General features: G+C 57.8%; 21 protein-coding genes. 7 read left to right on the forward strand and 14 right to left on the reverse strand.

Features of this window, described 5'->3' with window-relative positions; all coding sequences use genetic code 11:
* Positions 1 to 289: 289 nt before the first annotated feature.
* The 3 genes from B5E67_RS16125 to B5E67_RS13685 all read right to left on the reverse strand — a co-directional run bounded on the left by B5E67_RS16125 (position 290) and on the right by B5E67_RS13685 (position 1,494).
* On the reverse strand, positions 290 to 568 hold the full coding sequence (locus B5E67_RS16125; protein WP_343286528.1) for a DUF6363 domain-containing protein: 279 nt from the start codon (positions 566 to 568) through the stop codon (positions 290 to 292).
* Positions 483 to 842, reverse strand: coding sequence for a patatin-like phospholipase family protein (locus tag B5E67_RS16130; RefSeq protein ID WP_343286529.1), 360 nt, complete (start codon positions 840 to 842; stop codon positions 483 to 485). Before B5E67_RS16130 ends, B5E67_RS16125 begins: the two co-directional genes overlap by 86 nt.
* A gap of 217 nt (positions 843 to 1,059) precedes the next feature.
* Entirely contained in the window at positions 1,060 to 1,494 is a 435-nt protein-coding gene (locus B5E67_RS13685; RefSeq protein ID WP_087385686.1) for an Rrf2 family transcriptional regulator, read from the reverse strand.
* Between the two features lie 127 nt (positions 1,495 to 1,621).
* On the opposite strand from B5E67_RS13685, the gene B5E67_RS13690 reads away from it, so the two are divergent.
* Genes B5E67_RS13690 through B5E67_RS13700 form a run of 3 tightly spaced genes read left to right on the forward strand, consistent with a single transcriptional unit; the run spans position 1,622 to position 4,347 of the window.
* Positions 1,622 to 2,602, forward strand: coding sequence for an NAD-dependent protein deacetylase (locus B5E67_RS13690; protein ID WP_087385687.1), 981 nt, complete (start codon positions 1,622 to 1,624; stop codon positions 2,600 to 2,602).
* Positions 2,599 to 3,480: an NAD-dependent protein deacetylase, SIR2 family gene (locus B5E67_RS13695; RefSeq protein ID WP_087385688.1), complete on the forward strand. Its 882-nt coding sequence runs from the start codon at positions 2,599 to 2,601 to the stop codon at positions 3,478 to 3,480. Before B5E67_RS13690 ends, B5E67_RS13695 begins: the two co-directional genes overlap by 4 nt.
* 18 nt (positions 3,481 to 3,498) lie before the next feature.
* Positions 3,499 to 4,347 (forward strand): NAD-dependent protein deacetylase, SIR2 family, encoded by an 849-nt coding sequence (locus tag B5E67_RS13700; RefSeq protein ID WP_087385689.1) that lies wholly within the window; start codon positions 3,499 to 3,501, stop codon positions 4,345 to 4,347.
* A 232-nt stretch (positions 4,348 to 4,579) separates the two neighbouring features.
* Here the strand turns inward: B5E67_RS13700 and B5E67_RS13705 are convergent, their stop codons facing one another.
* The gene (locus B5E67_RS13705; protein ID WP_087385690.1) at positions 4,580 to 6,577 is read right to left on the reverse strand and encodes a heavy metal translocating P-type ATPase; all 1,998 of its coding nucleotides are present in this window, start codon (positions 6,575 to 6,577) and stop codon (positions 4,580 to 4,582) included.
* 30 nt (positions 6,578 to 6,607) lie between these two features.
* Entirely contained in the window at positions 6,608 to 6,826 is a 219-nt protein-coding gene (locus B5E67_RS13710; protein ID WP_087385691.1) for a cation transporter, read from the reverse strand.
* A gap of 224 nt (positions 6,827 to 7,050) precedes the next feature.
* On the opposite strand from B5E67_RS13710, the gene B5E67_RS13715 reads away from it, so the two are divergent.
* Positions 7,051 to 7,401, forward strand: a complete 351-nt coding sequence (locus B5E67_RS13715) for a metalloregulator ArsR/SmtB family transcription factor (RefSeq protein ID WP_087385692.1) — start codon at positions 7,051 to 7,053, stop codon at positions 7,399 to 7,401.
* Entirely contained in the window at positions 7,398 to 8,387 is a 990-nt protein-coding gene (locus tag B5E67_RS13720; RefSeq protein ID WP_087385693.1) for an AraC family transcriptional regulator, read from the forward strand. Before B5E67_RS13715 ends, B5E67_RS13720 begins: the two co-directional genes overlap by 4 nt.
* Positions 8,388 to 8,469: 82 nt before the next feature.
* Here the strand turns inward: B5E67_RS13720 and B5E67_RS13725 are convergent, their stop codons facing one another.
* From B5E67_RS13725 to B5E67_RS13740, 4 genes are all read right to left on the reverse strand, one after another.
* The gene (locus tag B5E67_RS13725) at positions 8,470 to 10,158 is read right to left on the reverse strand and encodes an FAD-dependent oxidoreductase (RefSeq protein ID WP_087385694.1); all 1,689 of its coding nucleotides are present in this window, start codon (positions 10,156 to 10,158) and stop codon (positions 8,470 to 8,472) included.
* A gap of 220 nt (positions 10,159 to 10,378) precedes the next feature.
* Entirely contained in the window at positions 10,379 to 10,870 is a 492-nt protein-coding gene (locus B5E67_RS13730) for a GtrA family protein (RefSeq protein WP_087385695.1), read from the reverse strand.
* A complete protein-coding gene (locus B5E67_RS13735; protein ID WP_087385696.1) occupies positions 10,867 to 13,290 on the reverse strand; it encodes a glycoside hydrolase family 3 C-terminal domain-containing protein in 2,424 nt (807 codons plus the stop codon). Before B5E67_RS13735 ends, B5E67_RS13730 begins: the two co-directional genes overlap by 4 nt.
* Positions 13,291 to 13,525: 235 nt before the next feature.
* On the reverse strand, positions 13,526 to 16,435 hold the full coding sequence (locus B5E67_RS13740; RefSeq protein WP_087385697.1) for a glycoside hydrolase family 3 protein: 2,910 nt from the start codon (positions 16,433 to 16,435) through the stop codon (positions 13,526 to 13,528).
* A gap of 268 nt (positions 16,436 to 16,703) precedes the next feature.
* Between B5E67_RS13740 and B5E67_RS13745 the strand changes: the two genes are divergently transcribed.
* Entirely contained in the window at positions 16,704 to 17,369 is a 666-nt protein-coding gene (locus tag B5E67_RS13745) for a TetR family transcriptional regulator (protein WP_087385698.1), read from the forward strand.
* Positions 17,370 to 17,419: 50 nt separating this feature from the next.
* Here B5E67_RS13745 and B5E67_RS13750 read toward each other — a convergent pair whose 3' ends face one another.
* Genes B5E67_RS13750 through B5E67_RS13760 form a run of 3 tightly spaced genes read right to left on the reverse strand, consistent with a single transcriptional unit; the run spans position 17,420 to position 19,533 of the window.
* A complete protein-coding gene (locus B5E67_RS13750) occupies positions 17,420 to 18,340 on the reverse strand; it encodes a radical SAM mobile pair protein B (protein ID WP_087385699.1) in 921 nt (306 codons plus the stop codon).
* Positions 18,310 to 19,017, reverse strand: coding sequence for a radical SAM mobile pair protein A (locus B5E67_RS13755; protein WP_087385700.1), 708 nt, complete (start codon positions 19,015 to 19,017; stop codon positions 18,310 to 18,312). Before B5E67_RS13755 ends, B5E67_RS13750 begins: the two co-directional genes overlap by 31 nt.
* Positions 19,018 to 19,029: 12 nt before the next feature.
* On the reverse strand, positions 19,030 to 19,533 hold the full coding sequence (locus B5E67_RS13760) for a flavin reductase family protein (protein WP_087385701.1): 504 nt from the start codon (positions 19,531 to 19,533) through the stop codon (positions 19,030 to 19,032).
* 140 nt (positions 19,534 to 19,673) lie between these two features.
* On the opposite strand from B5E67_RS13760, the gene B5E67_RS13765 reads away from it, so the two are divergent.
* On the forward strand, positions 19,674 to 20,039 hold the full coding sequence (locus tag B5E67_RS13765) for a helix-turn-helix domain-containing protein (protein WP_087385702.1): 366 nt from the start codon (positions 19,674 to 19,676) through the stop codon (positions 20,037 to 20,039).
* 150 nt (positions 20,040 to 20,189) lie between these two features.
* Here B5E67_RS13765 and B5E67_RS13770 read toward each other — a convergent pair whose 3' ends face one another.
* Positions 20,190 to 21,578 (reverse strand): 6-phospho-beta-glucosidase, encoded by a 1,389-nt coding sequence (locus tag B5E67_RS13770; RefSeq protein ID WP_087385703.1) that lies wholly within the window; start codon positions 21,576 to 21,578, stop codon positions 20,190 to 20,192.
* A gap of 179 nt (positions 21,579 to 21,757) precedes the next feature.
* A complete protein-coding gene (locus tag B5E67_RS13775) occupies positions 21,758 to 22,615 on the reverse strand; it encodes a MurR/RpiR family transcriptional regulator (protein ID WP_087385704.1) in 858 nt (285 codons plus the stop codon).
* Positions 22,616 to 23,555: the final 940 nt, after the last annotated feature.

Raw genomic sequence — 23,555 nt, forward strand, 5'->3', positions numbered from 1 at the left:
CAATCCCAGCGGAAGTGTCTTAAAAGTATGGAAAAGTTATCCCGAATCTTTTTATAAAAAGCTGGTGAATAAGCGGTTTTTTCTGAAGATTCGGGATAATCCAACTTTCGGTATAACCGGTACTATGTCATCGATGAAATAAAAAATAGTTTTATCATATATCACGTTTTAGAAGAATTTTTATCCCAAATGGAAGCGTTTCTGCACATCAAACTGTCATAAACGCTGCAAGAGCATCCTTCTGTTTGTTGAAATCTTCCATGCCAAGGGCATACAGATCCCGTTCCAACTACTCATTCATAGAATAGGTCCCTACATGAATCGAATGGCTGGGAGCAAAAACAAAGGCTTTGCCTTCACGTTCCAGAGCAAAGACCTCCTGCAAATTTTGGTTGTAGGCAATATGTCTATGGTCGATCAGGGATATGATTTGCGGGTATGGATGGCAGCGTATGGCATAGAGGAAACGCATCCCATGAGGCTTACGAATGTAATCTCTCGTTTTGGACAGAATAACCACCAGACGGTCGCAGCCTTTTTTCCAACGCCCGCGATACCGGGATGGCATCTGAAAGACCGCCGTCAAAGTAGGGGTTTTTGTTTAATTCCATCGGGCGGCAGGCGGCAGGAATGGCGCTGGATGCCATAATCAGTCGATGGTCATCCTGAGCCATCGTTTCTTTCCCAAAATATTCCGCTTTTCCGGTCAAGGCGTTTGTTGCCACTACCTCATACTCTGCCGGGTTGTTTTTCAGTGCGGGAAAATCCAGAGGATCTTTCCCCATAGAATTGGTCAGAGTCCCATAAATGTATTGCAGCCCGAACAAGTCACCTGTCTTCAAAAAACTTCTTAGTCCAAAATAGTCGGGGTCGTGAATGTGCTCCGTAAAAAACGCAGATTTCGTCCTCGTTGTCCGGCTAGATAGCTGGCCAGATTTCCAGATCCGCCAGATACCCCAATGCAGTAAGCAAATGTGATATTGTGATCCAGGAAAGCGTCCAGGATTGCCGCATTATAGGCACACTTCATTCCGCCGCATTCCACAACCAATCCGATTTTCATTTGTGAATCCCTTCCAACTTCATGTGATATTGTTCCAGTACATCTTTCAGCGTGATTTCTTGCATTTTTTGTTCCGCTGTTTTTTGAATGTCCAAGTAAAAATCCCGCAGCACCAGTTGGATATTTACACCCACGCCACAGGCGGGGTTGGTGTGGATGTCCTGATGAAGCAGAGGTTTGTTGCCCTCCACTGCCCGGTAGACATCCAGCAGGGTGATTTTCTCCGGCTCACGAGCCAGGGAAGGCCGGGGATGCCCCTTTATGCTGACCAGCAGACCTCCCTTCCGCAAGGCGGACATGAGCTGGCGCACATAGGCAGGATTCGTTTGAACACTTTCTGCCAACTTGTTACTGGTCAGGTCGCAGTCTGGGTACAGAGCGATAAAGGCCAGGATATGAACAGCATCGCTAAGGCGGGTGGGGTATTTCATGGTCAGATCTCCTTTCTCAATTTGATGTAATTTTTATTATAACAGCATATTGACAGCAGTGCAAGTGGATGCTAAAATAAGCTGGAAGTAAAAATAAAAATAACATCCAGATGAAAGGAATGGTAAAATGAGCTTCTATGCGAATTTGGTCACCCAGACCCAGATGAATTACTCCAAATACTATCATGTCTATGCTTCCGGCAGTACGCCATATCAGCTGACTGACAAAAAGCCGCTGCCGTATAGCGAACAGATCCATCGGCTGGTACAGGAGGTAAAAGAAGCTGACTGTGTGGTCGTGGGCGGAGCCTCCGGCCTGTCCGCTGCCGGCGGCGGTGATTTTTACTACGAGGACAACGACTCCTACCGGAAATACTTCCGGCCTTTTGCGGAGAAGTACCACTTCAAAGGTGCTTTTGCAGGGATGATGCACCCCTGGGAGACCCGGGAAGAGTATTGGGGGTATCTTGCCACCTTCCTTCACACTACCCAGACTGCCGCTGTGCGTAAGCCCTACCTGGATTTGGATGCGTTGCTGAAAGGCAAGGATTTCTTTATCCTTACCACCAACCAGGATACCCAGTTTGTCAAGCTCTACCCGGAGGACAAAGTGGCGGAAATCCAGGGGGATCACCGGTTTTTCCAGTGCGCCGCCTGCTGCACCGACGACACATGGGACGCAGTAAAGCCAGTGGCTGAGATGGTGGCCGCTATGAGGGATGGCACCAAGATTCCCACGGATCTCATTCCCCGGTGTCCCCACTGCGGCGGTGAGGCGTTCCCCTGGGTGCGAGGATATGGAAATTTCCTCCAGGGAAAGAAATACCAAGAACAGTACGAAAAAATTTCTCGCTATGTGCTGGAGCACAAAGATCGCAAGATTCTATTCCTGGAGCTGGGCGTGGGCCGACTGACTCCCATGTTCATCCAAGAGCCCTTCTGGAACCTGACCCTCAGCTTTCCCCATGCTCGATATATCGCTGTCAACGACAGGTATGACTTCCTGCCCAAGCAGTTGGAGGACAAGGGCATGACCATTGTGGCCGACATTGCTCAAGTGCTGCTGGATGCACGGGACGCTATGGAAAACGGAGACAACAATCCATGAGCGGTGAAAACAAGGCGGTGCTTCAGGAACTTGCCGAGCGTATGGATCAAGCAGATGCCATTGTGATCGGCGGAGGCTCCGGCCTGTCAAGTGCGGCTGGATACGACCACTACCATTGGTCACCGGCGCTTTCAGAGGCATTGGCTCCCTTTCGTGAACAGTATGGCTTTACCTCCCCGCTGGCTGGATTCTACCATTGCTTTTCCAGCTATGGGGAACAGTGGGGATATTACAGCCAATATATCCGTTTCATGTGGAAAGCCCCTACCGGGCAGCCCTATCTGGACCTGCAGGCGCTTGTGGCAGATAAACCTGTCTTTGTGCTGACCACGAATGTGGATCAGCAGTTTTTTCGGGTATTTCCCCAAAAGCAGATTTGCGCCTTTCAGGGAGACTTTGGCTACTGCCAGTGCAGCCAGCCCTGCCGGAATGATATTTGGGAAAACCGCGAACTGGTGAAGGAACGAACGGATCGCTTGGTGGGGGTTCGCCTGCCGGAGGAGGCTGTTCCCCGCTGCCCGGATTGCGGTCGGGTGCTGGTGCCCTGGGTACGGGACGATACCTTCCTGGAGGGACCCTTCTGGCAGGATAGCCTGCACCGCTACCATAGCTTCCTGCGACGCTGGATTATGGATCAGGCCAACAAAAATGTCCTGCTGCTGGAACTTGGCGTGGGTGAGATGACGCCCAGTATCATCAAATTGCCCTTCTGGGAACTTACCGCCAAAAACGAAAACGTCTTTTATGCCTGTCTGAATCGAGATGCGTCTCATAGTCCGGAGCATCTGCGGGGACGCAGCCTGTATCTGCAAGGAGACTTGGCGGAAACGCTGGCTGCCCTCCGGCAGGAGCGATCCATCGCAGCAAACGTAAAATGAAAGGGGCGAACGAACAGGATGGATTGGAAACCTATTGCAGAAAAATTCAAAGAAGCAGACGCTGTCTTGATCGGGGCCAGCAACGGCCTGTCCATCACGGAAGGACTGCACTTGTTTGCGGACAATGAGGCCTTTGAAAGATTGTTTGGGGACTTCAAACGGAAATATGGCCTGGAGTGCATTTTGCAGGGCATGATGGCAGGATGGCCCAGCGAGGAGGAAAAGTGGGCCTTCTGGGCCCGGCTCATCCATCATTACTGCGGGCAGTACCAGCCTACGCCGGCGATGAAGGATTTGAGGGCCATTGTGGGGGAAAAGGATTACTTTGTCATCACATCAAACGGAGAAGGTCACTTTGAACTGTGTGGTTTTGATTCGTCGAAAATCTATGAGATTGAGGGAAGCTGGCTTACGATGCAGTGTGCCCGCCCTTGCCACGACACCCGCTATCCAAGTCTGAAAGTGGCCGAAACATTATCGGATGCCGAGCAGGGCGGCCATGTGCCTGCAGAGTTAGTACCGCGCTGTCCCAAGTGCGGTGGTCCTATGGACATCCACATGGGCGCGGGCCGGAGAATGATATCGAATGCCGCCGCCCGGGAACGGTTCCAAAACTTTCTGAAAACCTATCATGGGAAGAAGCTGGTGGTTCTGGAGCTGGGCATCGGCTGGCGCAATCAGCTCATTAAGGCTCTACTGATGCGGCTGGTGGCCAGCGAGCCAAACGCGACTTATGTGACCATGAATCTGGGGGAGATCTACATTGCGGACAATATTAAAGAGAAGTCCTTCGGACTGGACGGGCGGCTGAATGAGCTGCTGCCTGCTCTCCGGGAGGCGCTGTGTGCCCCCGCGGTTTCTCTATAACGCCCGCCGCTGCTGCGCGGAACCATGGACGTGTTCACCTGTCCAGAGGGCATCTGACCGGTCATTTTTCTCTTGGAGGCAGCGTAAACAATGCAAAAATAAAATCCGGGAAGTTGGTCTGATGCCAATCCTTCCCGGATTTTATCTTTAAAAAGGTACGATTGTATTTAAAATGATGGTATAAGGAGCGGTGTTCTGCTCATTGACCTGCATGAGACGGGAAAAGGAGAACTCAGAGATTCTTGACAAAGAGGGCGCGGATGGCGTTGAATACCGCCAGAATCATGACGCCCACATCGGCAAAGACGGCCAGCCACATATTGGCCAGGCCCAGGGCTACCAGGACCAGGCAGATCAGCTTGATGCCAATGGCCAGCACAATGTTCTGGTAGACGATGCCCAGACACTTGCGGGAAATCCGGATGGCAGTGGCGATTTTGAGGGGATCGTCGTCCATCAGCACCACGTCGGCGGCCTCGATGGCGGCGTCGGAACCCATGGCCCCCATGGCGATGCCGATGTCGGCCCGGCGGAGCACCGGCGCGTCATTGATGCCGTCTCCCACGAAGGCCAGCTTGGCCTTCTCGGGCTTGTCAGCCAGAAGCCGTTCCACCTGCTCCACTTTATCGGCGGGCAGCAGCTCACTGTACACCTGGTCGATGCCCAGATCGCCGGCCACCTGGTCGGCCACCCGCCTGGCGTCGCCGGTGAGCATCACCGTCTTGTGGATGCCGGCGGCCTTCAGGGCCTGGATGGCCTGCTTGGCGTGGGGCTTCACCCGGTCCGAAATCACGATGTGGCCGGCGTATTTGCCGTCAATGGCCAGGTGGATGATGGTGCCCACGCTGTGGCAGGAGATGGCCTGGATGCCCAGATGGGCCATCAGCTTGTCGTTGCCGGCGGCCACCGACACCCCATCCACCTTGGCCAGAACTCCGTTGCCGCTGATCTCCTGGATGTCGGCCACCCGGCTGCGGTCGATCTCCTTGCTGTAGGCCCGCTGGAGGCTCTTGCTGATGGGGTGGGAGGAAGCGCTCTCGGCCAGGGCAGCGTATTCCAGCAGCTTTTGGTTTTCCATCTGATTGTGGTGGATGCCGTTGACCTCAAAGACCCCCTGGGTCAGGGTGCCGGTTTTGTCAAACACCAGGATTTTGGTCTGGGAGAGGGTTTCCAGGTAGTTGGAGCCCTTCACCAGGACGCCGGCCTTGCTGGCGCCGCCGATGCCGGCAAAGAAGGACAGGGGGATGCTGATAACCAGGGCGCAGGGGCAGCTGGCCACCAGGAAGGTGAGGGACCGGTAAATCCAGGTCTCCCAGCCGGGGGCCCGGCCCAGCACCATCAGCATCACCGGCGGCACCACCGCCAGGGCCAAAGCCGCATAGCAGACAGCGGGGGTGTAGATCCGGGCAAAGCGGGAGATGAAGTCCTCCGACTTGGACTTGCGGGAGGAGGCGTTTTCCACCAGGTCCAAAATTTTGGACACGGTGGATTCGCCGAACTCTTTGGTGGTCTGGATTTTCAGCAGCCCCGTCATGTTGATGCAGCCGCTGATGATCTCGTCGCCGGTTTTGACCTCCCGGGGGAGGCTCTCGCCGGTGAGGGCGGCGGTGTTCAGGGTGGAGGCGCCCTCCACCACGGTGCCGTCGATGGGGACTTTTTCGCCGGGCTGGACCACAATCACCGAGCCAATGGCTACTTCGTCAGGGTCCACCTGCTCCAGTCTGCCGTCCTGTTCGATGTTGGCGTAGTCGGGGCGGATATCCATCAGGTCGCTGATGTTCCGGCGGCTCTTGCCAACGGCGTAGCTCTGGAACCACTCGCCCACCTGGTAAAACAGCATGACGGCAATGGCTTCCAGATAGTCGCCGTTCTCGTAGATGGCCAGAGCCAGAGCCCCCAGGGTGGCCACCGCCATCAGGAAGTTCTCGTCAAAGACCTGGCCGTTGCGGATGCCTTTCAGGGCTTTGCGGAGGATATCATAGCCGATGATGGCGTAGTCCACCAGATAGCATCCCAGCCGCACCCACCGGCCGGCGGCCCCCAGAGCCTCAAAGGCCCCGGTGCCCACCGCCTGGAGAACCAGCAGCAGGAGGGTAGCAGCCAGAATCCGGCCCAGCATCACTTTCTGTTTATGGGTCATCCCGCTCTGGGGCTTTTGGCCCACCCCCAGCAGGATGGCGGCCACCAGGGCCACCACTCCCAGCAGAACATTCACAATCAGTTCCTGCATACAAATCATCCTTTCTTGGCGTTGTGCAGGTTACAGGAAAATCTCGCAGTCGGGCTCCACCTTTTTGCACGCTTTGGTGACGGCGGCCATGACAGCGGCGGGCTCCTGGCCTTCGGCGAACTCCACCACCATCTTTTGGGTCATGAAGTTGACGGTGGCGTTCTGGACGCCGGCGGTTTTCCGGGCGGCGTCCTCCATCAGGTTAGCGCAGTTGGCGCAGTCTACTTCGATCTTATAAGTCTTTTTCATGGGGAATTTTCCTTTCTTGTCCAGGCGTGTATTTGAGATATTTAATTGAACATATGTTTAATTGCGCATTCATGATACAATAGACAAACCCCCGGGTCAAGGCTCTCGGGCAAGAAACTGCCAAACGGGCAAAAAGTCTTGCCATTTGGGCAAAAGGGAAGGCCTTGTCCTTTGGGGACGGGGCCTGTATAATAAAACCAACGTCACAACAAGGAGGGAGCGACATGGAAAACACCCCTTTGCACCCGGCGGCAAACTCGCCGGAGAGGTTTCAAGCAGCGGCGGAGTGGTTTCGTCAGCTGGGGGACGGCAGCCGGCTGCGGATTTTCTGGCTGCTGTGCCACGGGGAGGGGAGCGTCATGGCCCTGGCGGCCCGGATGGAGATGAGCAGCCCAGCAGTGTCCCACCATCTGCGGCAGCTGAAAGGGGCGGGATTGATTGTCAACCGCCGGCAGGGCCGGGAGGTATACTACCGGGCGGCGGACACAGAACAGGCCCGGCTGCTCCACCGGATGATTGAGGAGATGCTGTCCATCGCCTGCCCCGACCCGGACGGAAAGGGGGATGCCCCGTGAAGGAAACCCAAAGAGAGCAGCTGAAAGCCCGTCTGCAGGACATCCCGGCAGGACAGGTGGCGGTGCAGATCTTCCGGTTGGAGACGAGTGAGGCCGGTCCCTTTGCCGCCAAAACCCAGGCCATCACCCAAGGCAAGGGCTGTCGGGAGGTGTACCCTTTGTTCCCGGGAGCAGAGTTGTCAATCAATGCCTTTCTGGGCCCGGGGGCGGCGTTCCGCCACCAGCCCGACCCGGCGGTGCTGGAAATCGATTACTGCAGGGCCGGCCGGGTGGGCTGGGCGATGCGGGACGGTCTCTCGGTTTATCTGGGGCCGGGGGACTTGTCGGTCCACGGGGCCGACTGGTGTGCCGATTCGGCCATGGAATTCCCCCTGGGCTATCTGGAAGGAATCTCAGTGACGGTAGATTTGAACTGCCTGGACCGGGAAGGCCCCGCCCTGCTGGGGGAGGCAGGGGTCAGCGGGGCGGCGCTGCGGCAGCAATTCGGCGCCGGCAAACCCCGGACGGTGCCGGCCTGCCCGGCGCTGGAACATCTCTTTGCGCCTCTGTATGAAGCGCCTGTCCATCTGCGGCGGCCCATGGCGGTTCTGAAGGTCCAGGAGCTGCTGCTGTATCTGTCCCATCTTGACCCGGACCAAAAGCAGCTGAACCAGTACCTTTCCCCCCAGGCGGAGGCCATCCGGGCCATCCACCGCCAGCTGACCGGGCATCTGGACCAGCGGGTCACCATCCAGGAACTGTCCCGCCAGTACCACATCAACCCCTCCACCCTGAAAGAGGTGTTCAAGGGGGTGTATGGGATGCCCATTGCCGCCTATATGAAGGAATACCGGGTGCGCCGGGCCATGGAGCTGCTGCGGGAAACCGACGCAGCCGTCGCTGAAATCGCGGTCCGGGTGGGCTACGAGAGCCAGGGCAAGTTTGCCCGGGCCTTCAAAGAGATCACCGGGTGCCTGCCCACCGAATACCGCCGAAGCAGCCGGTGAAATCGCTGCCAAGAAAGCAGGCAGCCCCCGTCTGCCGGACAGAAAAGGTCTAGCAAACGGGGGCTGTTTTCATTTGAGGGGATCAGCCGAAGCAGTAGTTGGTGACGATGGGGTCCCGCTTCTGGGTCATATCGTTGAAATATTCATAGTTGCAGATGCCCAGGAAGCCGCCCGAAATGTTGTAAATATTGGTGAAGCCATGACCTTGCAGGGCCATCACAGCGTTGTAGCTGCTCTGACCAATCTGACAGTGGACGTAGACCGGCCGGTCGGTGGGAATTTCATCCAGACGGCAGCGAAGCTGGCCCAGGGGAATGTTGACCGAAGTCTTCAGATGGCCCAGATTGTACATTTCAGGGGGACGGACATCCAGGATATAGGCGCCGGACTCCACCAGCGAACGCACCTGGTCCACATGGACCTGGCGGAACCGGTGGGCCAGAAGGTTGCCCGCCACCAGGCCAGCATAGTTGCCAGCGTCCTTGGGGGCGGAGAAAGGAGGCGCATAGCACAGTTCCAGATCCCGCAGATCATCCACGGTGCTGCCAAACTTGATGAGGGTGGCGGCCACGTCAATCCGCTTGGGGGCGTCCCCCTTGGAGATGGCCTGGGCGCCCAGAACTTTGCCGGTGGGCACCTCATAGATCAGCTTGTAGTGGAGATTGGTGCTGCCCGGCATGATGCCCACCCGGTCCTTGGGCAGGACATAGACGGTGTCGTAGGGAATGCCTTCCTGCTGGCACTGGGCGGCGGTGAGGCCGGTGCTGGCTGCGTTCCACTCGAACACCTGGATGCAGCTGGAGCCAATGAAGCCGGTGTTCCGCACCGGCAGACCATAGATGTGGTCGGCAGCCTGCCGGGCCTGTTTCTGGGCCGGGCCGGCCAGCTGAACCATGGCGGGTTTGTGGGTCAGGGGATTGAACACCTCCACCGCATCACCCACCGCGTAAATGCTGGGATCACTGGTGCAGTAGTTGGGGTCCACTTTGATGGCGCCCCGGGCGTTCATTTCCAGCCCGGCATCGGCGGCCAGAGCGGTGTCAGGGCGGACGCCCACCGCCATCACAACGGCGTCGCCTTCAATGACGCGGCCCGAGTTCAGCTGCAGGTTGGATTGCTGGAAGGCCACCACCGAGTCCCCCACCACCAGCTGGACGCCGTGGTCGATCATGGCTTTCTGGAGAATCTGAACCATGTCATAGTCGTAGGGCTTCAGGATCTGGTCCATGGCCTCCACCAGGGCCACCAGATAGCCTGCTTCCCGCAGGTTGACGGCGACTTCTACGCCGATGAAACCGCCGCCGATCACCGAAACCTTCTTGGCGCCGGACTCCTTCAGGAAGCCATAAAACTGGCTCACATCCGCCACCGTCTTGATGGTAAAGAGGCTGGCGTTTTCGATGCCCTGAATCCGGGGGATTACGGCGTTGGCGCCGGGGGCCAGGATAAGGGTGTCATAGGATTCCTCATATTCCTGACCGGTGACCAAATATTTTGCCATGATTTTTTTGGCAGCACGGTTGATGGAGATAACCTGGGTATTGGTTCGGGTCTCAATGTTGTAGATTCCATGGAGGGATTCGGGGGTGTTGAGGACCAGCTTTTCGGTCTGGTCCACCGTCTCGCTCAGGCGATAGGGGAGGCTGCAGTTGGAATAAGACACGGCGGCACCCTTTTCCAACAGCAGAATTTCGGCCTGCTCGTCCAGCCGCCGCAGCCGTGCAGCTGCGCCGGCGCCGCCTGTGTTGCCTCCAACAATAACATACTTCATAGTATCACGCTCCTTTTATAATGAAATAAGATAAAACAAAACGAATTCTGCCAAGTGTGAGAACAAAATCCGTGCCGGTTCGACGTTTCTGGCTGGCAAACAAGCTCCTGCCTGGATGCGGCCAGACAGGAGTTTGTTTGTTTTGCCGGCAGTCAGGCCGGCGCGCCAGCTGACAGGCAGAAGGAGACGCCTGCGCGATAAAGGAGAAAAAGAGAAACGCTTAGGTTTGAGGCATGATCCAAAACTTCATGGCCGGATAGCTGATGACGATTTGGAGCAGCACATTGACCACCGTGGCCAGGGTGGGAGCGATGCCGGGGGCCACGCCGGCCCCGATGAAAAAGGCCTGACTGTAGGCCGGCATGGCCGCCGACAGGACCACCAGCACCAGGGCCAGCAGGATGTATTTGGGCACGGCCTGGCGGAAGCGGGCGTTGGAGCGAAAGACCCAGTTTTTCTGAACGAAGAAGTTGACAGTCTGGGCGGCAGCGGTGGCGGTGAGAAAGCTCAGAAAGCCGCACAGCCCCAGATCCCGCTCCACCTGGGTGTAGTGGAAAACGAGAAAGGAGAAGGGCCGGTCCGCCAGAGAAGCAAAGAGAAACCGGGTGCACAGCCACATCACCACAAAATTGGTGACGGTGGCGCAGTTGGACAGAAGGTTGAACAGGATGAACTGCCACAGATCCGGGTGATTGCGAATCCACTGCTTCATTGGGGGCCTCCTTTCAGCCGCTTTTCCAGGGCGCGGTTCCGGGCCGCGTTCCAGAGGGCGGCCCACAGTACCCGTGCCAGTCCGATCAGCCAGAATCCTTTCAGTTCCATCACCAGGCCGTCCACCATCCCCATGCTGACCATTCCGTTGGTCATCTTGGCCATGGCCCGGAGGGGCATGTTGTAGTTGAACAGCAGGTTCAAGTCGGGGGCGCCCTTTTTCAGGCTGTTTTCCAGCATCCGTTTGTGGACGGCGTGGATCAGCCAGCCCAGGGGGCTGCGGCCGTGGCCGATTTCACCCAGGGTCATGTTGCGGTCGATGCGGATTTTTTCCTCCGGGACAGGATGCCCCAGCAGGGCTTCGAATTCTGCCTTGGGCACATCCTGGATCTGACCGCTGGCGTAGTGGGGCAGCAGGATTTTTTGGTAGGGGCTGGGGCTGCCGTCCGGCTCCACCGTGAGGTCCGCCGTCAGGCGGATGTCAGCGCAGGAAGCGCCTACCCGCACCTCATAGCGGCCGCCCTCCACCGCCCAGCGGCCGGTGAGGGTGTTCCAGTAGGAAAAGGCTTTTTGGTCCAGCGGAATGGAGACGGTTTTGGTTTCGCCCGGCGCCAGATGGACCCGGGCAAAGCCTTTCAGTTCTTCCGCCGGACGGAAAACGGCGGCGTCGGGCTTGGCTATGTAGACCTGGACCACTTCGTCTCCTTCCCGGGAGCCGGTGTTGGTGACGGTCAGGGTGACCTGGCCGGGGTCGGCCGAAAGGCCGCTGTAGTGAAAGCTGGTATAGCTCAGCCCGTAACCGAAGGGGAAGGCCACCGGTTCGTCCACCGTCTGGTAGTAGCGGTAGCCCACATAGAGGCCCTCCCGGTATTCCACATTCCGGCGGGCGCCGCCGAAATGCTTGCAGGAAGGGGCGTCCTCGTAGTGGAGGGGCCAGGTCTCGGCCAGCTTGCCGCTGGGATTGATTTTTCCGGTGAGAAGGTCCAGCAGGGCCGCCGCCCCCGCCTGGCCGCTGAGGCCTGTCCAGACCAGAGCCTGGCACCGGCTGACCCAGGGGGCTTCCACGGCGCTGCCGCTGGACAGGACCACCACCACATGGGGGTTGGTCCGGTGAATCGCCATCAGCAGTTCAAACTGGTTGGCGGCCAGCTTCATCTGGGAGCGGTCCAGTCCTTCGCTCTCCTGCACCTCGTCCAGACCCAGAAACAGCAGCACTAGGTCGGCGGATTTGGCCAGCTCCACGGCTTCCGCCTGGAGGGCGGGGGAGGCCTGGCCGGTGCGGTTAAACCCGGGGGCGTAGCCAGTGCAGTGCAGGCCGCTCTGTTCCAGAAGGGGGCGGAAGGCGTCCACCCGGGGCGCGTTCACCATGCTGGACCCGGCCCCCTGATACCGGGGCGTGTCGGCAAAGTCGCCGATCAGGGCGATGGACGCGTCAGGGTCCAGGGGCAGGATGTTGCCCCGGTTCTTCAGCAGCACCATGCTCTCGGCGGCAGCCCGCCGGGCCAGAGCGTGATGGGCGTCCCAGTCGATGGTTTTGGAGGCGCTCTGGAGGTTTTCGGTGATGGGGACCGCCAGTTCCAGCAGTTCTTCCAGCCGAGCGTGGATGTCGGCCTCGGATATTTTGCCGTCCCGCACCGCTTTCATCAGCTCCCGCACCGAGTCCCCGCCGGGGGCGGGCATTTCCAGGGTGGAGCCCAGCTTGACCCCCAGGGCGTGGTCGTTGGAGCCGCCCCAGTCGGTGACCACCGCCCCCCGATAGCCCCATTCGCCCCGGAGAATGTCTTTCAGCAGATGGGGGTTCTCGTTGGCGTATTCTCCGTTGACCTGGTTGTAGCTGGTCATGATGCAGCGGGGGGAGCTTTCTTCCAGGACCAGCTCGAACCCCCGGAGATAGATCTCCCGCAGGGTGCGCTCATCCACAATGGAGTTGGACACCATCCGCAGGGATTCCTGATTGTTGACGGCGAAATGCTTGGGGCAGGCGGCGATGCCTTGGGACTGGATGCCCCGGACGTACCCCGCCGCCATTTTGCCCGAGAGGTAGGGGTCCTCCGAAAAATATTCAAAGTTGCGCCCGCAGAGGGGGTTGCGCTTGATGTTGAGCCCCGGGCCCAGCAGAACGCCCACCCCCTGGGCGGCAGCTTCCTCGCCCAGGGCTGCCCCGATGGCCTGGCCCAGGTCCGGGTCCCAGCTGTTGGCCACCGCCGAGGCGGTGGGAAAACAGGTGGCCGGCTCGCTGGGGTTCTGGCCCAGATGGTCGCTTTCGCCCGCCTGTTTGCGGACCCCATGGGGGCCGTCCGACAGCCAGAGCTGGGGAATGCCATGTTGGGGAAGGGAACGGGTTTTGAAGGTTTCCGCCCCCGAAAGGAGGGCACATTTTTCTTCCAGGGTGAGCTTGCCGATCAGTTCACTGTAATTCACAAAAGAGTGCTCCTTTCCTGTTCCAGGCGGCAGGCCGGGCGGCCCAGGGGCGCTCCGGGTCACGACCCTGCTCATGGCAGGTAACGCCCCGTATGCGTCCGGGCCGCAGGAGGGGGAGAGGCTGCCCTCCCCGGGAAAGGGAGGGGCCTCGCCCTGCAATCTATCTGGACCTGCCTGGAGTGACGATGGAAGGCCGGTTTGGACCTTCCGTGCACCGAAAGAAGGGGAATGTCATTCAATGCTTTTGGGCGGGTGCCTGGCTGCGGCGCTTTTTCCAGCTCTTGACCAGCAGCACTTCCAGCCCGGCCAGAACCACCACGCCGGCGGCATCGGCACCCATCAGGATGGTGACCCAGCCGTCCATGTTGGAGGCGGACACCCCGTCCTCATACACCCAGCTGTTCACCACGGTGTACATGATGTTTTTGCAGGCGCGGCGCAGATACTGCACCGTACTGGCGCTGGGGTTGGCGTGGTCATGGGGCAGGTTGGGGCCAGAACCATAGGTGGACAGCATGGCGTCCATGCCGTTGGCCAGAGCGGCGTCGGCATTCATGAAGCCGTGGCCGTTGTCCCGGAAGTAGTCGGATTCCACCATGCCACGGAAGCCCCACTCCTCCCGCAGAACAGTGTTTAGCAGGCTAGCGTTTTCGCCGGTCCACCGGGTTCCCAGGAAGTTCCAGGACACCATCACGGCGTCGGCGCCGTAGTCCTTGACGCAAATTTCAAAGGGTTTCAGGTAGATTTCCCGGATGGCCTGTTCGTTGGACCAGATGGAAACCATCTTGTAGTTGCCGTCGTAGAGGGCAAAGTGCTTGATGTAGGAGTAGACGCCCTGGCTTTCGGCACCCGACACGGCATGGCCGGCCATCACGCCGGTGAGAACGCCGTCCTCGGAGTAGTATTCATAGTTGCGGCCGCCGAAGGGATTCCGGTGGAGGTTGATGCCGGGGGCGTACCATCCGGCCACATCCAGCTCCCGGGCCATCTTGCCCATGGTTTCGCCGTATTCATAGGCCAGGTCCTGGTTCCAGGTGCAGGCCAGTACGGTGGGCACCGGGAACCCGATGGAGCCCACGCCGGTGAAGTTGTTGTTGATGGCGGAGGGGCCGTCGGCGTCGTTGGTGTGGACCTTTCCCACCGATTCCACCGCCGGGGTCTGGTAGCCGCACAGAGAGGTCATGTCCAGCATATCCTGGACGCTCAGCTGGTCCAGCAGATCGTTCCAGCGGGGGTCGTCGTAGTCGGCGCCCCGCAGGTCGGCCAGTTCCAGGCCGTTCTGGGCGCCGGTGACCGGCATCTCGGCGTCGGGGTCGATGTAGGTGTCGTAGTCAAAGTTTGCGTTCAGGTGATACACCGCCACATCTTCCTCGCGCATGTTGGTGTTGGCAGGAGCTGCGGTGGCCTGGTGGTAGTTGGCAAAGCCGTTCTTCCGGGAGAGGTAGACCACATCCCCGGCGGCATCCCCAAAGAGATTGGTGGCGGCGGTCTGGTCCGAGCTGCGGGGGTTGTCTGCGTCATAGACGATGGTCTCGGGCACCGTATAGACGGCAGTGTCCAGGACGGTGTGAGAATCGGAACGGATGGAGATTTCGTAGTCGCCGGCCTCCAGCACATAGGCCTGGGCATTCTGATAATCGTAGGAGGCCATATCCTCCAGGTCAAACTGGAAGGTCAAAGTCTGGCTCTGGCCGGGGTCCAGCAGGTCGGTCTTGCCGAAGTCGATCAGGTTGACGCTGGCTTTTTCGATGCCGCCGTTGTAGTAGGGCGGGTTGTAGTAGACGCCCACCACGTCTTTGCCGGCCCGGTCGCCGGTGTTGGTGACGGTGACCGTCACCGTGATGGTGCCGCCGGTCTCGGTCATCTTGTCCAGGGTGCGGTCGAAGGTGGTATAGGACAGGCCGAAGCCAAAGGGATACTGCACCACGCTGTCGTAATCAAAAGCAAAGCCGTGTTCCTGGGCTTCGGTGTATGCGGTCTCGTAGAATTTGTAGCCCTCATAGATGCCGTCCACATAGTTCACAAAGGAGGGGGCGTACATCTGGGGCTTGCCGGCGTTCATGCCCATGACTGCCATGTCGGCCAGATTGGTGTAGTCGGTCTTGGCGGCGTTGTTCCACCAGAGGGCCTGGGTCATGTCGTAGAGGAAGGTGTCCGAGGTGTGGCCGCTGGGGTTGATCTCGCCCCGGAGGATTTTGCCCAGGGCCTCAAAGCCCACATTGCCGGGGCCGGGGCACCAGATAGCCGCCTTGATGGCGTCGTACTGCTCCACAAAGCCCATCTCGATGGGGTTGGAACCGTTGTAGAGGACAATCACCTGGTCGAAGTTGTCGCAGACCAGTTCGACCAGGTCCTCCTCGGTCTGGGAGAGCTGGAGGTAATGCTCCCCCGGCTCAAAGTCGGCGTAGTCCGTCGAGTTGTCATCGTAGGCCACCTGGCTCACGTCCATGGGCAGGTCGTTGTGGCCCTCACCCGCCGCCCGAGAGAACACAATCACCGCCACATCCGAAAAGGCTTTGGCGTTTTCCATCATGGCGTCGGTGTAGGTGTCGGCGGGAGGCTCGGGCAGAGTCCAGCTCTGCTTTTCGATGGACATTTCGGGCCGGTCGCTGGTGTAGGCGGTGTAGAAGTCGTGAAGCTCGGTGTTCAGGGCAAAGCCCGCATCTTCCAGACCCTGTTCCAGGCTGACTTTCTCATACAGGTCGTTGATGCCGCCCGACCCGGCCCCGCCGTAAACGGGGTTGACCGAGGCCCAGCCGAACAGGTTGAGCTGGTCCACGTCCTCCAGCGGCAGGAGGTTGTCCTCATTTTCCAGAAGGACAAACCCTTCGCCGGCGATCTGTTCCGCCGTCTCGATGGCTTGGGCGGTGGTCTCATCGCTGACGTTGGATGTGCCCATGGTCAGGCTGATGAGGTTGGACATAGGGCCCAGACAGACCCAGTTGGCGATGGCGCCGGCAGCCAGCACAAAGGCCAGGACGGCATTCCAGCGGATGAAAAAGCGATCGGCTTTTTGCACCCGCTTGTTTACCGCCATGGCGATGATGACCGCTGCGGCCAAAATCAGCACCACAGCCAGGGCGATCAGCTGTGGTCTGCAGGCGTTGACGACGCCGATGACGTCTTCCATGTTGATGTTGAGCATAGGGTTCCTCCTTCTTTTTTAGGGTGTCAAGGATTGTTTCTGGACAGATTGTCTGTGGAATCTGTGCAAAAGCTTTGCTCTTGACATCTTTCTTTTGTTTGAATATACTGTTTCGGAACCATACACACAAGCACACTTTCAGCGCAAAAAAACGTTTTTTGACAGGTTTCGGGAATGTGTATCAAACCAGGAATTTTTGGGCGGCAAAGTGTACAAAAATCAGCCGGCTGATTTGGCTGAATGGACGAGACAAAAAGGAGGGAGTCTTATGAACCAACCCGCATCCACCCCCCGCAAGCCCGACCGGCGGGCGGTGTACACCCAGAAAGTCATCAAGGACGCCATGCTGGAACTGCTGGCCCAGATGCCCTACGAGAAAATCACGGTGGCGGCCCTGTGCCGCCAGGCCGAAATCACCCGGGCCACCTTCTACCTGCACTATTTGTCCCTGGACTCGGTGCTGAACGAGTTGCTGGAGGAGGCGGTCTACATCGCCGATAAAGTCTGCGCCAAGATGTCTTTTGAGGAGCGGATGCAGCACCTGGGGGAGCTTTCCCGCTGGGGCAGTGCTCAGGATCTGAAGGAGCGGGAATGCCTGCTGGCCCCCTGCCAGCGGATTGCAGACGACCCGCGGTATCGGGCCCTGTTCCAGGACCCGGCTCTGTCCCATTACATCATCCATCGGCTCTACCAGATGGAAAAGGAGAGCATGACCCGATACCTGGTCCGGCAGTGCGGCCTCCCGGCGGACCAGGCAGAAAACCTGTTCATGATGATTGTGTACGGCCTGTTTTACTGCAACCGTGCCCTGCAGTGGAAGAAGGACGACAACTGGTATGAGATGCAATTTGTAGCCAATCAGTTTATCTTCGGCGGCCTGAAGGCAGTGGCGGAAGGGAAGGAGAACCGGGCCAAAGCCCAGGAAAAGCCATAACATACAAAAAACAGCCCGGCGGTTCACCTGGAACCTGCCGGGCTGTGCCGTTAGGGAATAGGATGATTTCGGCGGCCCGAGTTTTCGGAGCCCCGGACCTCTTCGTGGTAGAAATAATCCACGATCACCGGATGGCCCGGCTTGGCCCGGCCATAGGGCAGCTCATTGTCCACAAAGGGGCAGTCATTGTCTGCTGCCAGGCGGGCCGCCTGCTCTTCCAGGGAACGGAAATAACTCCGGTCCTTTTTGCGGTAGATGGCGTCGTAGAGGGGGACCAGATGGGGATATTTCTCCCGGATGTAGTTCAGGATGTCCTGCTTGAAGCCGCCCCGGAGGTTGAGGTTTTCCAGCCAGACCAGGTCGCACTGATCCTTGACCCGGTGAAAAATCGCCTCAAAGTCGGTGATGCCGGGGAAAACCGGCGCAATAAAGCAGACGGTGCGGATGCCTGCGTCGTAGACCTGTTTCATGGCCTCCAGCCGTCGGCGGATGGAGACGGCCTTGTCCATGTCGGCCTGGAAGGATTCGTCCAGGGTGTCGATGGACCAGGACACAGTGACTTTTTCCATCTGGCGCAGCAGGTCAATGTCCCGCACCACCAGGTCGGATTTGGTGCAGATCAGGATTTCGGCGCCGCTGTGGCGCAGCTGTTCCAAAAGACGGCGGGTGTTTTGGAACCGGGCTTCCTGGGGCAGATAACCGTCGGTCACCGAGCCGATCACCACCCGCTGGCCGGCGTATTTCCGGGGATTCTGGATGGGCGGCCAGTGCTTGATATCCAGAAAGGCGCCCCATGGCTCGGTATGGCCGGTGAATCGCTTCATAAAAGAGGCATAGCAGTACTTACAGCCGTGGGTGCAGCCCACATAGGGGTTCACCGAATAGCCTCCCACCGGCAGGGTGGATTTGGTCATGATGTTTTGGGTGTTCACATCTCGGATTAAAATTCCGTTTTCGGTTGTTTCTGCCATGCTTTTTGCTCCTCCCATACCCGGTCCATGGCCGGGGGCAGCTGCTGGATCATCTGTTCCTCGCCCAGAATGGGGAGGAGGTCTTCCTTCATAAAGACCGGGGTGCCCTGATTCTGGGCCTGCCGGGTCAGGCTGTGGACCCAGGCAGGATGGGTGACGGCTTTGCCTTTGCGGCGGCCGGTTTCGGTGCCGATCACCACCCATTCGATGCCGGCCAGATCCACCTGGCCGGGGTCATCAAACAGAGGCTCAAAGGTCACATGGTAGTGTCCGCCCCGGATGTGCTCCCGCAAAGCCTGGATGCGGCCGGTTTCCCGGCTGGAGGTGACGGTGACGCCAAACCAGACGTTGTCCAGGGTGGTGGAAAAGGAAATCTCTTCCGGCCGCTTGGTGAGGAAAATGTACTGATGCTGGGGATTGCGGGCCATGGCGGCAAAGATTTCCTCCCGCCAGGCGGGAGCCCAGCGGGCAAAATCGCTCATCCCGGTGAGAAACAGGTTTTGGGGCCGGGGACGAGCCAAAAGCCGAAGTTTCCCGGGGAAATATTCTGGCTTTGCGAAGTCCTCGGTCATATGAAACCGGCGGACGTTGGTTCTGGCGTAGCAGTAGCTGCACCCGATGTTGCAGCCGATCACCAGATTCAGGTTCTGGATCAGGGATTTGATGCAGACGGACATGGAAAGCCAGCCTCAGCCTTCCTGTGCAGGGGCGACTTTGCCGAAGCCGTTCCAGGCATAGAGGCCCTGCCGGCTTTCGTCACCCAGGAACTGGTCCACCTGGCAGATGTGGAGGATGTGGTCGCCTACTTCCACCGTCTGTTTTAAGGTGGCCACCATGGCCAGGCGGGTATCTGCGGGAATCTGGATGGAGCTGCCCTCCACATCCACCATCTCGATGTGATTTTCTGCGACTTTGTGGGTGCTGGCGCCAGTGGTGCTGCCGCAGGCCATGACGGCCTGAGCCAGGCTCTGGCCCGGCACCGTCACGATGGCTTTGCCGGTTTCCCGAACCCGTTTGCCGGTGTGGGACTGCTTGCCGCAGGCGAAACCAATCATGGGCGGATTGAAGGACAGATAGGACACAAAACAGATAGGGGCCAGATTGGTGGTGCCGTCCTCATTTTGTGAGCAGATCAGGGTGAGAGGATTGGGGGAGGTCAGGACAGTGGCTTCCAGAATGTTGCGTTCTTTCATAGAAATAACCTCGCTTTCTTTGATTGACAGGCAGTTTAATTGTCGGTATAATCATTATACCAAGAACAATTTGAGGTGCAAGTACGCAAAATATTCGTACCAGATACGAAAAACCATACCAGGGAAAGAGAGGCAAACCCATGAACCAGCCTATGACCTATGAAGAATTTCAGCAGAAAGTGGGCAGTGTGATTCTGACCGAAAACGGCAACTGCCCGGTGACCCCGGTGATCCAGATGCTCCAGGGCAAATGGAAATTGCAGATCATCTATGAGCTATGCATCCAGTCTCCCATGCGGTTTGGGGAACTGAAAAAGATGCTGGCTCCCATCACAAACACCATGCTGACCAACGCTCTGCGGGAGATGGAGCAGGATGAGCTGGTTCACCGGGAGCAGTACAATGAAATCCCGCCCCGGGTCGAATACAGCCTGACCGAAAAGGGGCGGGATTTGCTTCCTGTTTTCTATGCCATTTCCCAGTGGGGGCTAAAATACATCCCCTGACCAGGCACCAGGCAAAGCCTGGACTGTCTCGCGCACCCAGGTTCGCGGCAGCCTTCAACTTCTAAGCCCACGATCGCTGCGTATAGCGGAAACCGTTTGCTGTCAGGTTGCCGGGAACATGGGCGCAACACTGTCAAGGTACGGCCCGGGTCAGTGGCCGTTCACCATCAGGTCCATCACCACCGGGTCGTCGGAGTGGATGCCTTTGGCTTTCAGCTCCTGAATCGTGTCGTGGAACTGGGGCAGGTATTTTTCGTGGGCCACCAGCAGCTCATCCAGGACCCGCTGGGTGTCCTGGTTGTTTTCCACCAGGGGATTGAGGACGAAGGCCTCCAGGGCCAGGCCGTAGTCGCCGGTGAGGGCGGCCTGGATGGTGCATTCCTCCATGGCCTTCATCATCTGGAGCCAGCCTTTTTCGGCGGGAGGCAGCTTGCCCCAGGCCAGGGGCTGGGCGCCGTTGGCGGAGATGATGGAGGACACCTCCACGATGGAGTCATCCGCCAGGCAGGGGATGGCGCCGTTGTTCTGGGTGCTGACCACCATGTGAATCTTCTTGTTGCCGTAGATGGCGCGGATGCACTCGCAGGCCGCGTCGCTGTAGTAGGCGCCGCCCCGCTTGGACAGCTGAGGGGGTTTCACATGGAGCTCGGTGTTCTTGTAGATCTCAAACAGCTCGTGTTCGGTCTGCTTGACCTGCTCGGCCCGGGTGCCGCCCTCCTTGAACTCCTGGATGGCGTGCTCCAGCATGGCCTGCTTGAGGTAGTAGTACCGATGATAGCCGCAGGGCAGCATATTCATGCTGTGCAGCAGCTCCAGCGGGAAATCCGCCTGGAAGATGTTGGCGGGGGTGCCGCTGTCCCGGTCGTTGATGTGGTCGATCATCCGGGGGGTCAGGTCGTTGCCGTCCTGGTCAAAGACCTTGTGCCAGTGGAAATGGTTCAGCCCGGCGAACCGGTAGTTCAGATCCTTGAGGTCTTTGCCCAGGACTTTGGGCTCGTTGAGCATGGCCATCACGGGAACGTTGCACAGGCCGATGCACTTTTCCCAGCCGAAGTGCTTGATGGCGGCTTCGGTGACCATCCCGCTGGGATTGGTGAAGTTGATCAGCCAGGCGTTGGGACACAGCTCCTTCATATCCTGGATGATCTGGCCGATCACCGGGATGGTACGGAAGGCCTTGAACATGCCGCCGGCACCGTTGGTCTCCTGGCCCAGCATCCTGTGGGAGAGGGGAATCCGCTCATCCTTGATCCGGGCGTCCAGCAGGCCCACCCGGAACTGGGTAGTGACAAAGTCGGCGTCCTTCAGCGCCTCCCGGCGGTCCAGGGTCAGGTGGACCTTCACCTTGTAGGGGGAAGCGTCCCACATCCGCTGGGCCAGTGCGCCCACGATTTCCAGCTTCTCCCGGCCATCTTCGATATCCACCAGCCAGATTTCCCGGATGGGGAGATCTTCGTACCGCTTGATGAAGCCTTCCATCAGCTCGGGGGTGTAGCTGCTGCCGCCGCCGATGGTTACAATCTTGACAGAACCTTTCATAGCCTTTATCTCCTGGAATGTTGGATGGGGGCCCCGCAGGGCCCAGGGTTTTTGGATGGCTCCAGTATAGACAAAGGGCCCCGGGCGGGCAAGGACCGGCAGACAGACAGAGAGTTTGTTTCAAAAAAAGTTCCAGGGGAGGCGCTTCCCCTGGAACTTTCTGAAACTGGATGAACTTTTTATGGCTCCAGATCCCGATCATCCATGAAATCTATGGAGGACTGGAGATACCGGATGTTCTTTTCCCGGTCGAGATTGTAGATGCAGCTGAACAGGACGTCCATCATATACTGCATGGCAATGTGGGAGGAAAACTGGGAGATGCGGTCCCGCAGATTTTCCTGGCTGCTGATGCTCAAAGCGTAGGTGATATACTGGGGATAGAGGTTGCTCCCGGCTTTTCCGATGAGAATGGCTGGGACTTTTTTCCGGGCCAGAACCTGGAGGATGGGCTGCATAAAGGAAGCTCGCCCCGAATAGGAGAGGAGAAGGGCCGCCCGGTCCGGCGTTGACGCCAGGACGGTGGCCCGCTGGTTGTAAAAGCCGTGGGGACAGTTGACGTGTTTGCCGATGGTCAGCATCTTGTCCTGGAAATTTTCGGCTACATTCATGTTGTGGGCATGGGTGTAGATGTCGATGCCGCTGGCTTTGTTGAGGACACGGGCCACCCGCTGCACCTGGATGAAATCTATGTGGCGGTAGGTATCCTGGATGGCGGATTCGTAGAGTTTGGCCAGCTTTTGGGCGATGGGCTGGGGGCCGTCGGTTTCCCCGAAGGGGTAGTTGACGTCGATCTGGGCGGTGCTGCGGGCCTCGGCCAGATCCCTGGCCGCTGCCACCTTCAGGTCGTTGAATCCGTCAAAGTCGATCTTTTTGCAGAACCGGTGAACCGCAGACTTGGAGGTGCTGGTCCCGGCGGCCAGGTCGGCAATGGACATTGCGGGAATGCGGTCCAAGTTTCCCAGGATATAGGCGCCGATTTCTGCTTCCACCGGGGTCAGATGCTTGGCTTGATGGATGAGATATTCCAGTGTCATGGTGCATCACCTGCTTTGGGTGGGATGAATCAAAAATCATTCGATGCCAGTATAACAGATCTGCCGGCAGTGGGCAATGGGGCAAACCGGATCTGTTCTGTTGGCTGGATTGTGCCATGCCAGCCTGTAAACAACGATGAACTGGTCATTGGATCATGAAAATAGGAAATAACGAAAGACCTCGTGCGTCAAAGTACGAGGTCTTTTCTCATGGAAAAGAGATCAGCAAAGCATGAATCAACAGATGGTTTAGCAGATTGCTTTACCGCTTTGATTGAGGGAAAAAGAAATTCTTATTTTTTGAACGCATAGACTCCCGATTCACTGGGCGGCTGGGTCGCTCATTTGCAGGGAAAATGCAAGGTCCTTAATTTTTTTAGAGAAATCAAAAATAATTTAAAAATTTTTTCCGACATCGTGCTTTTTCGACAAATTATCTCTTGATGATCATTTTGATTTTAGGTATAATGGTCACTAATTTACGATGGAAAGAACAATCATCAAGAAAAGGGGGCCTTATGAATTCAGACCAACGAATGGATTTGAATATTTCCAACTGTCCAAAGTGCGGCACACGGCTTATGTGCGGGAAAATCATTGTCACAGGGTACCATCAATGCCCCAAATGCAGGCGGCACTGGGTGATTGAAATGGAACGGAACAAGGTGACAGTAACCCAGGCGGATTTTTATTTTGAAGAGCTGGGGTAAGACTTTTCCCTTCATCATACATAAAACTGAATATGGAAACGAGACATACTGTAGAGGTGTTGAACTGGGTATAAGCCCTTAAGAACACAAGTCAGGAGTCCGCGTTTGTTAGATAGGACTGAACCGGCTATAGGCCGGACGAGCCGGCAGACGGAAGCAATTCCCTCGTGGAATTGTGGCTGTCTGTCGGCTTTTTTATTTTCTCCTATCTCAACAGCCACCACAGGGAG

Source organism: Faecalibacterium sp. An122 (assembly GCF_002160895.1).
GTDB lineage: Bacteria > Bacillota > Clostridia > Oscillospirales > Ruminococcaceae > Faecalibacterium.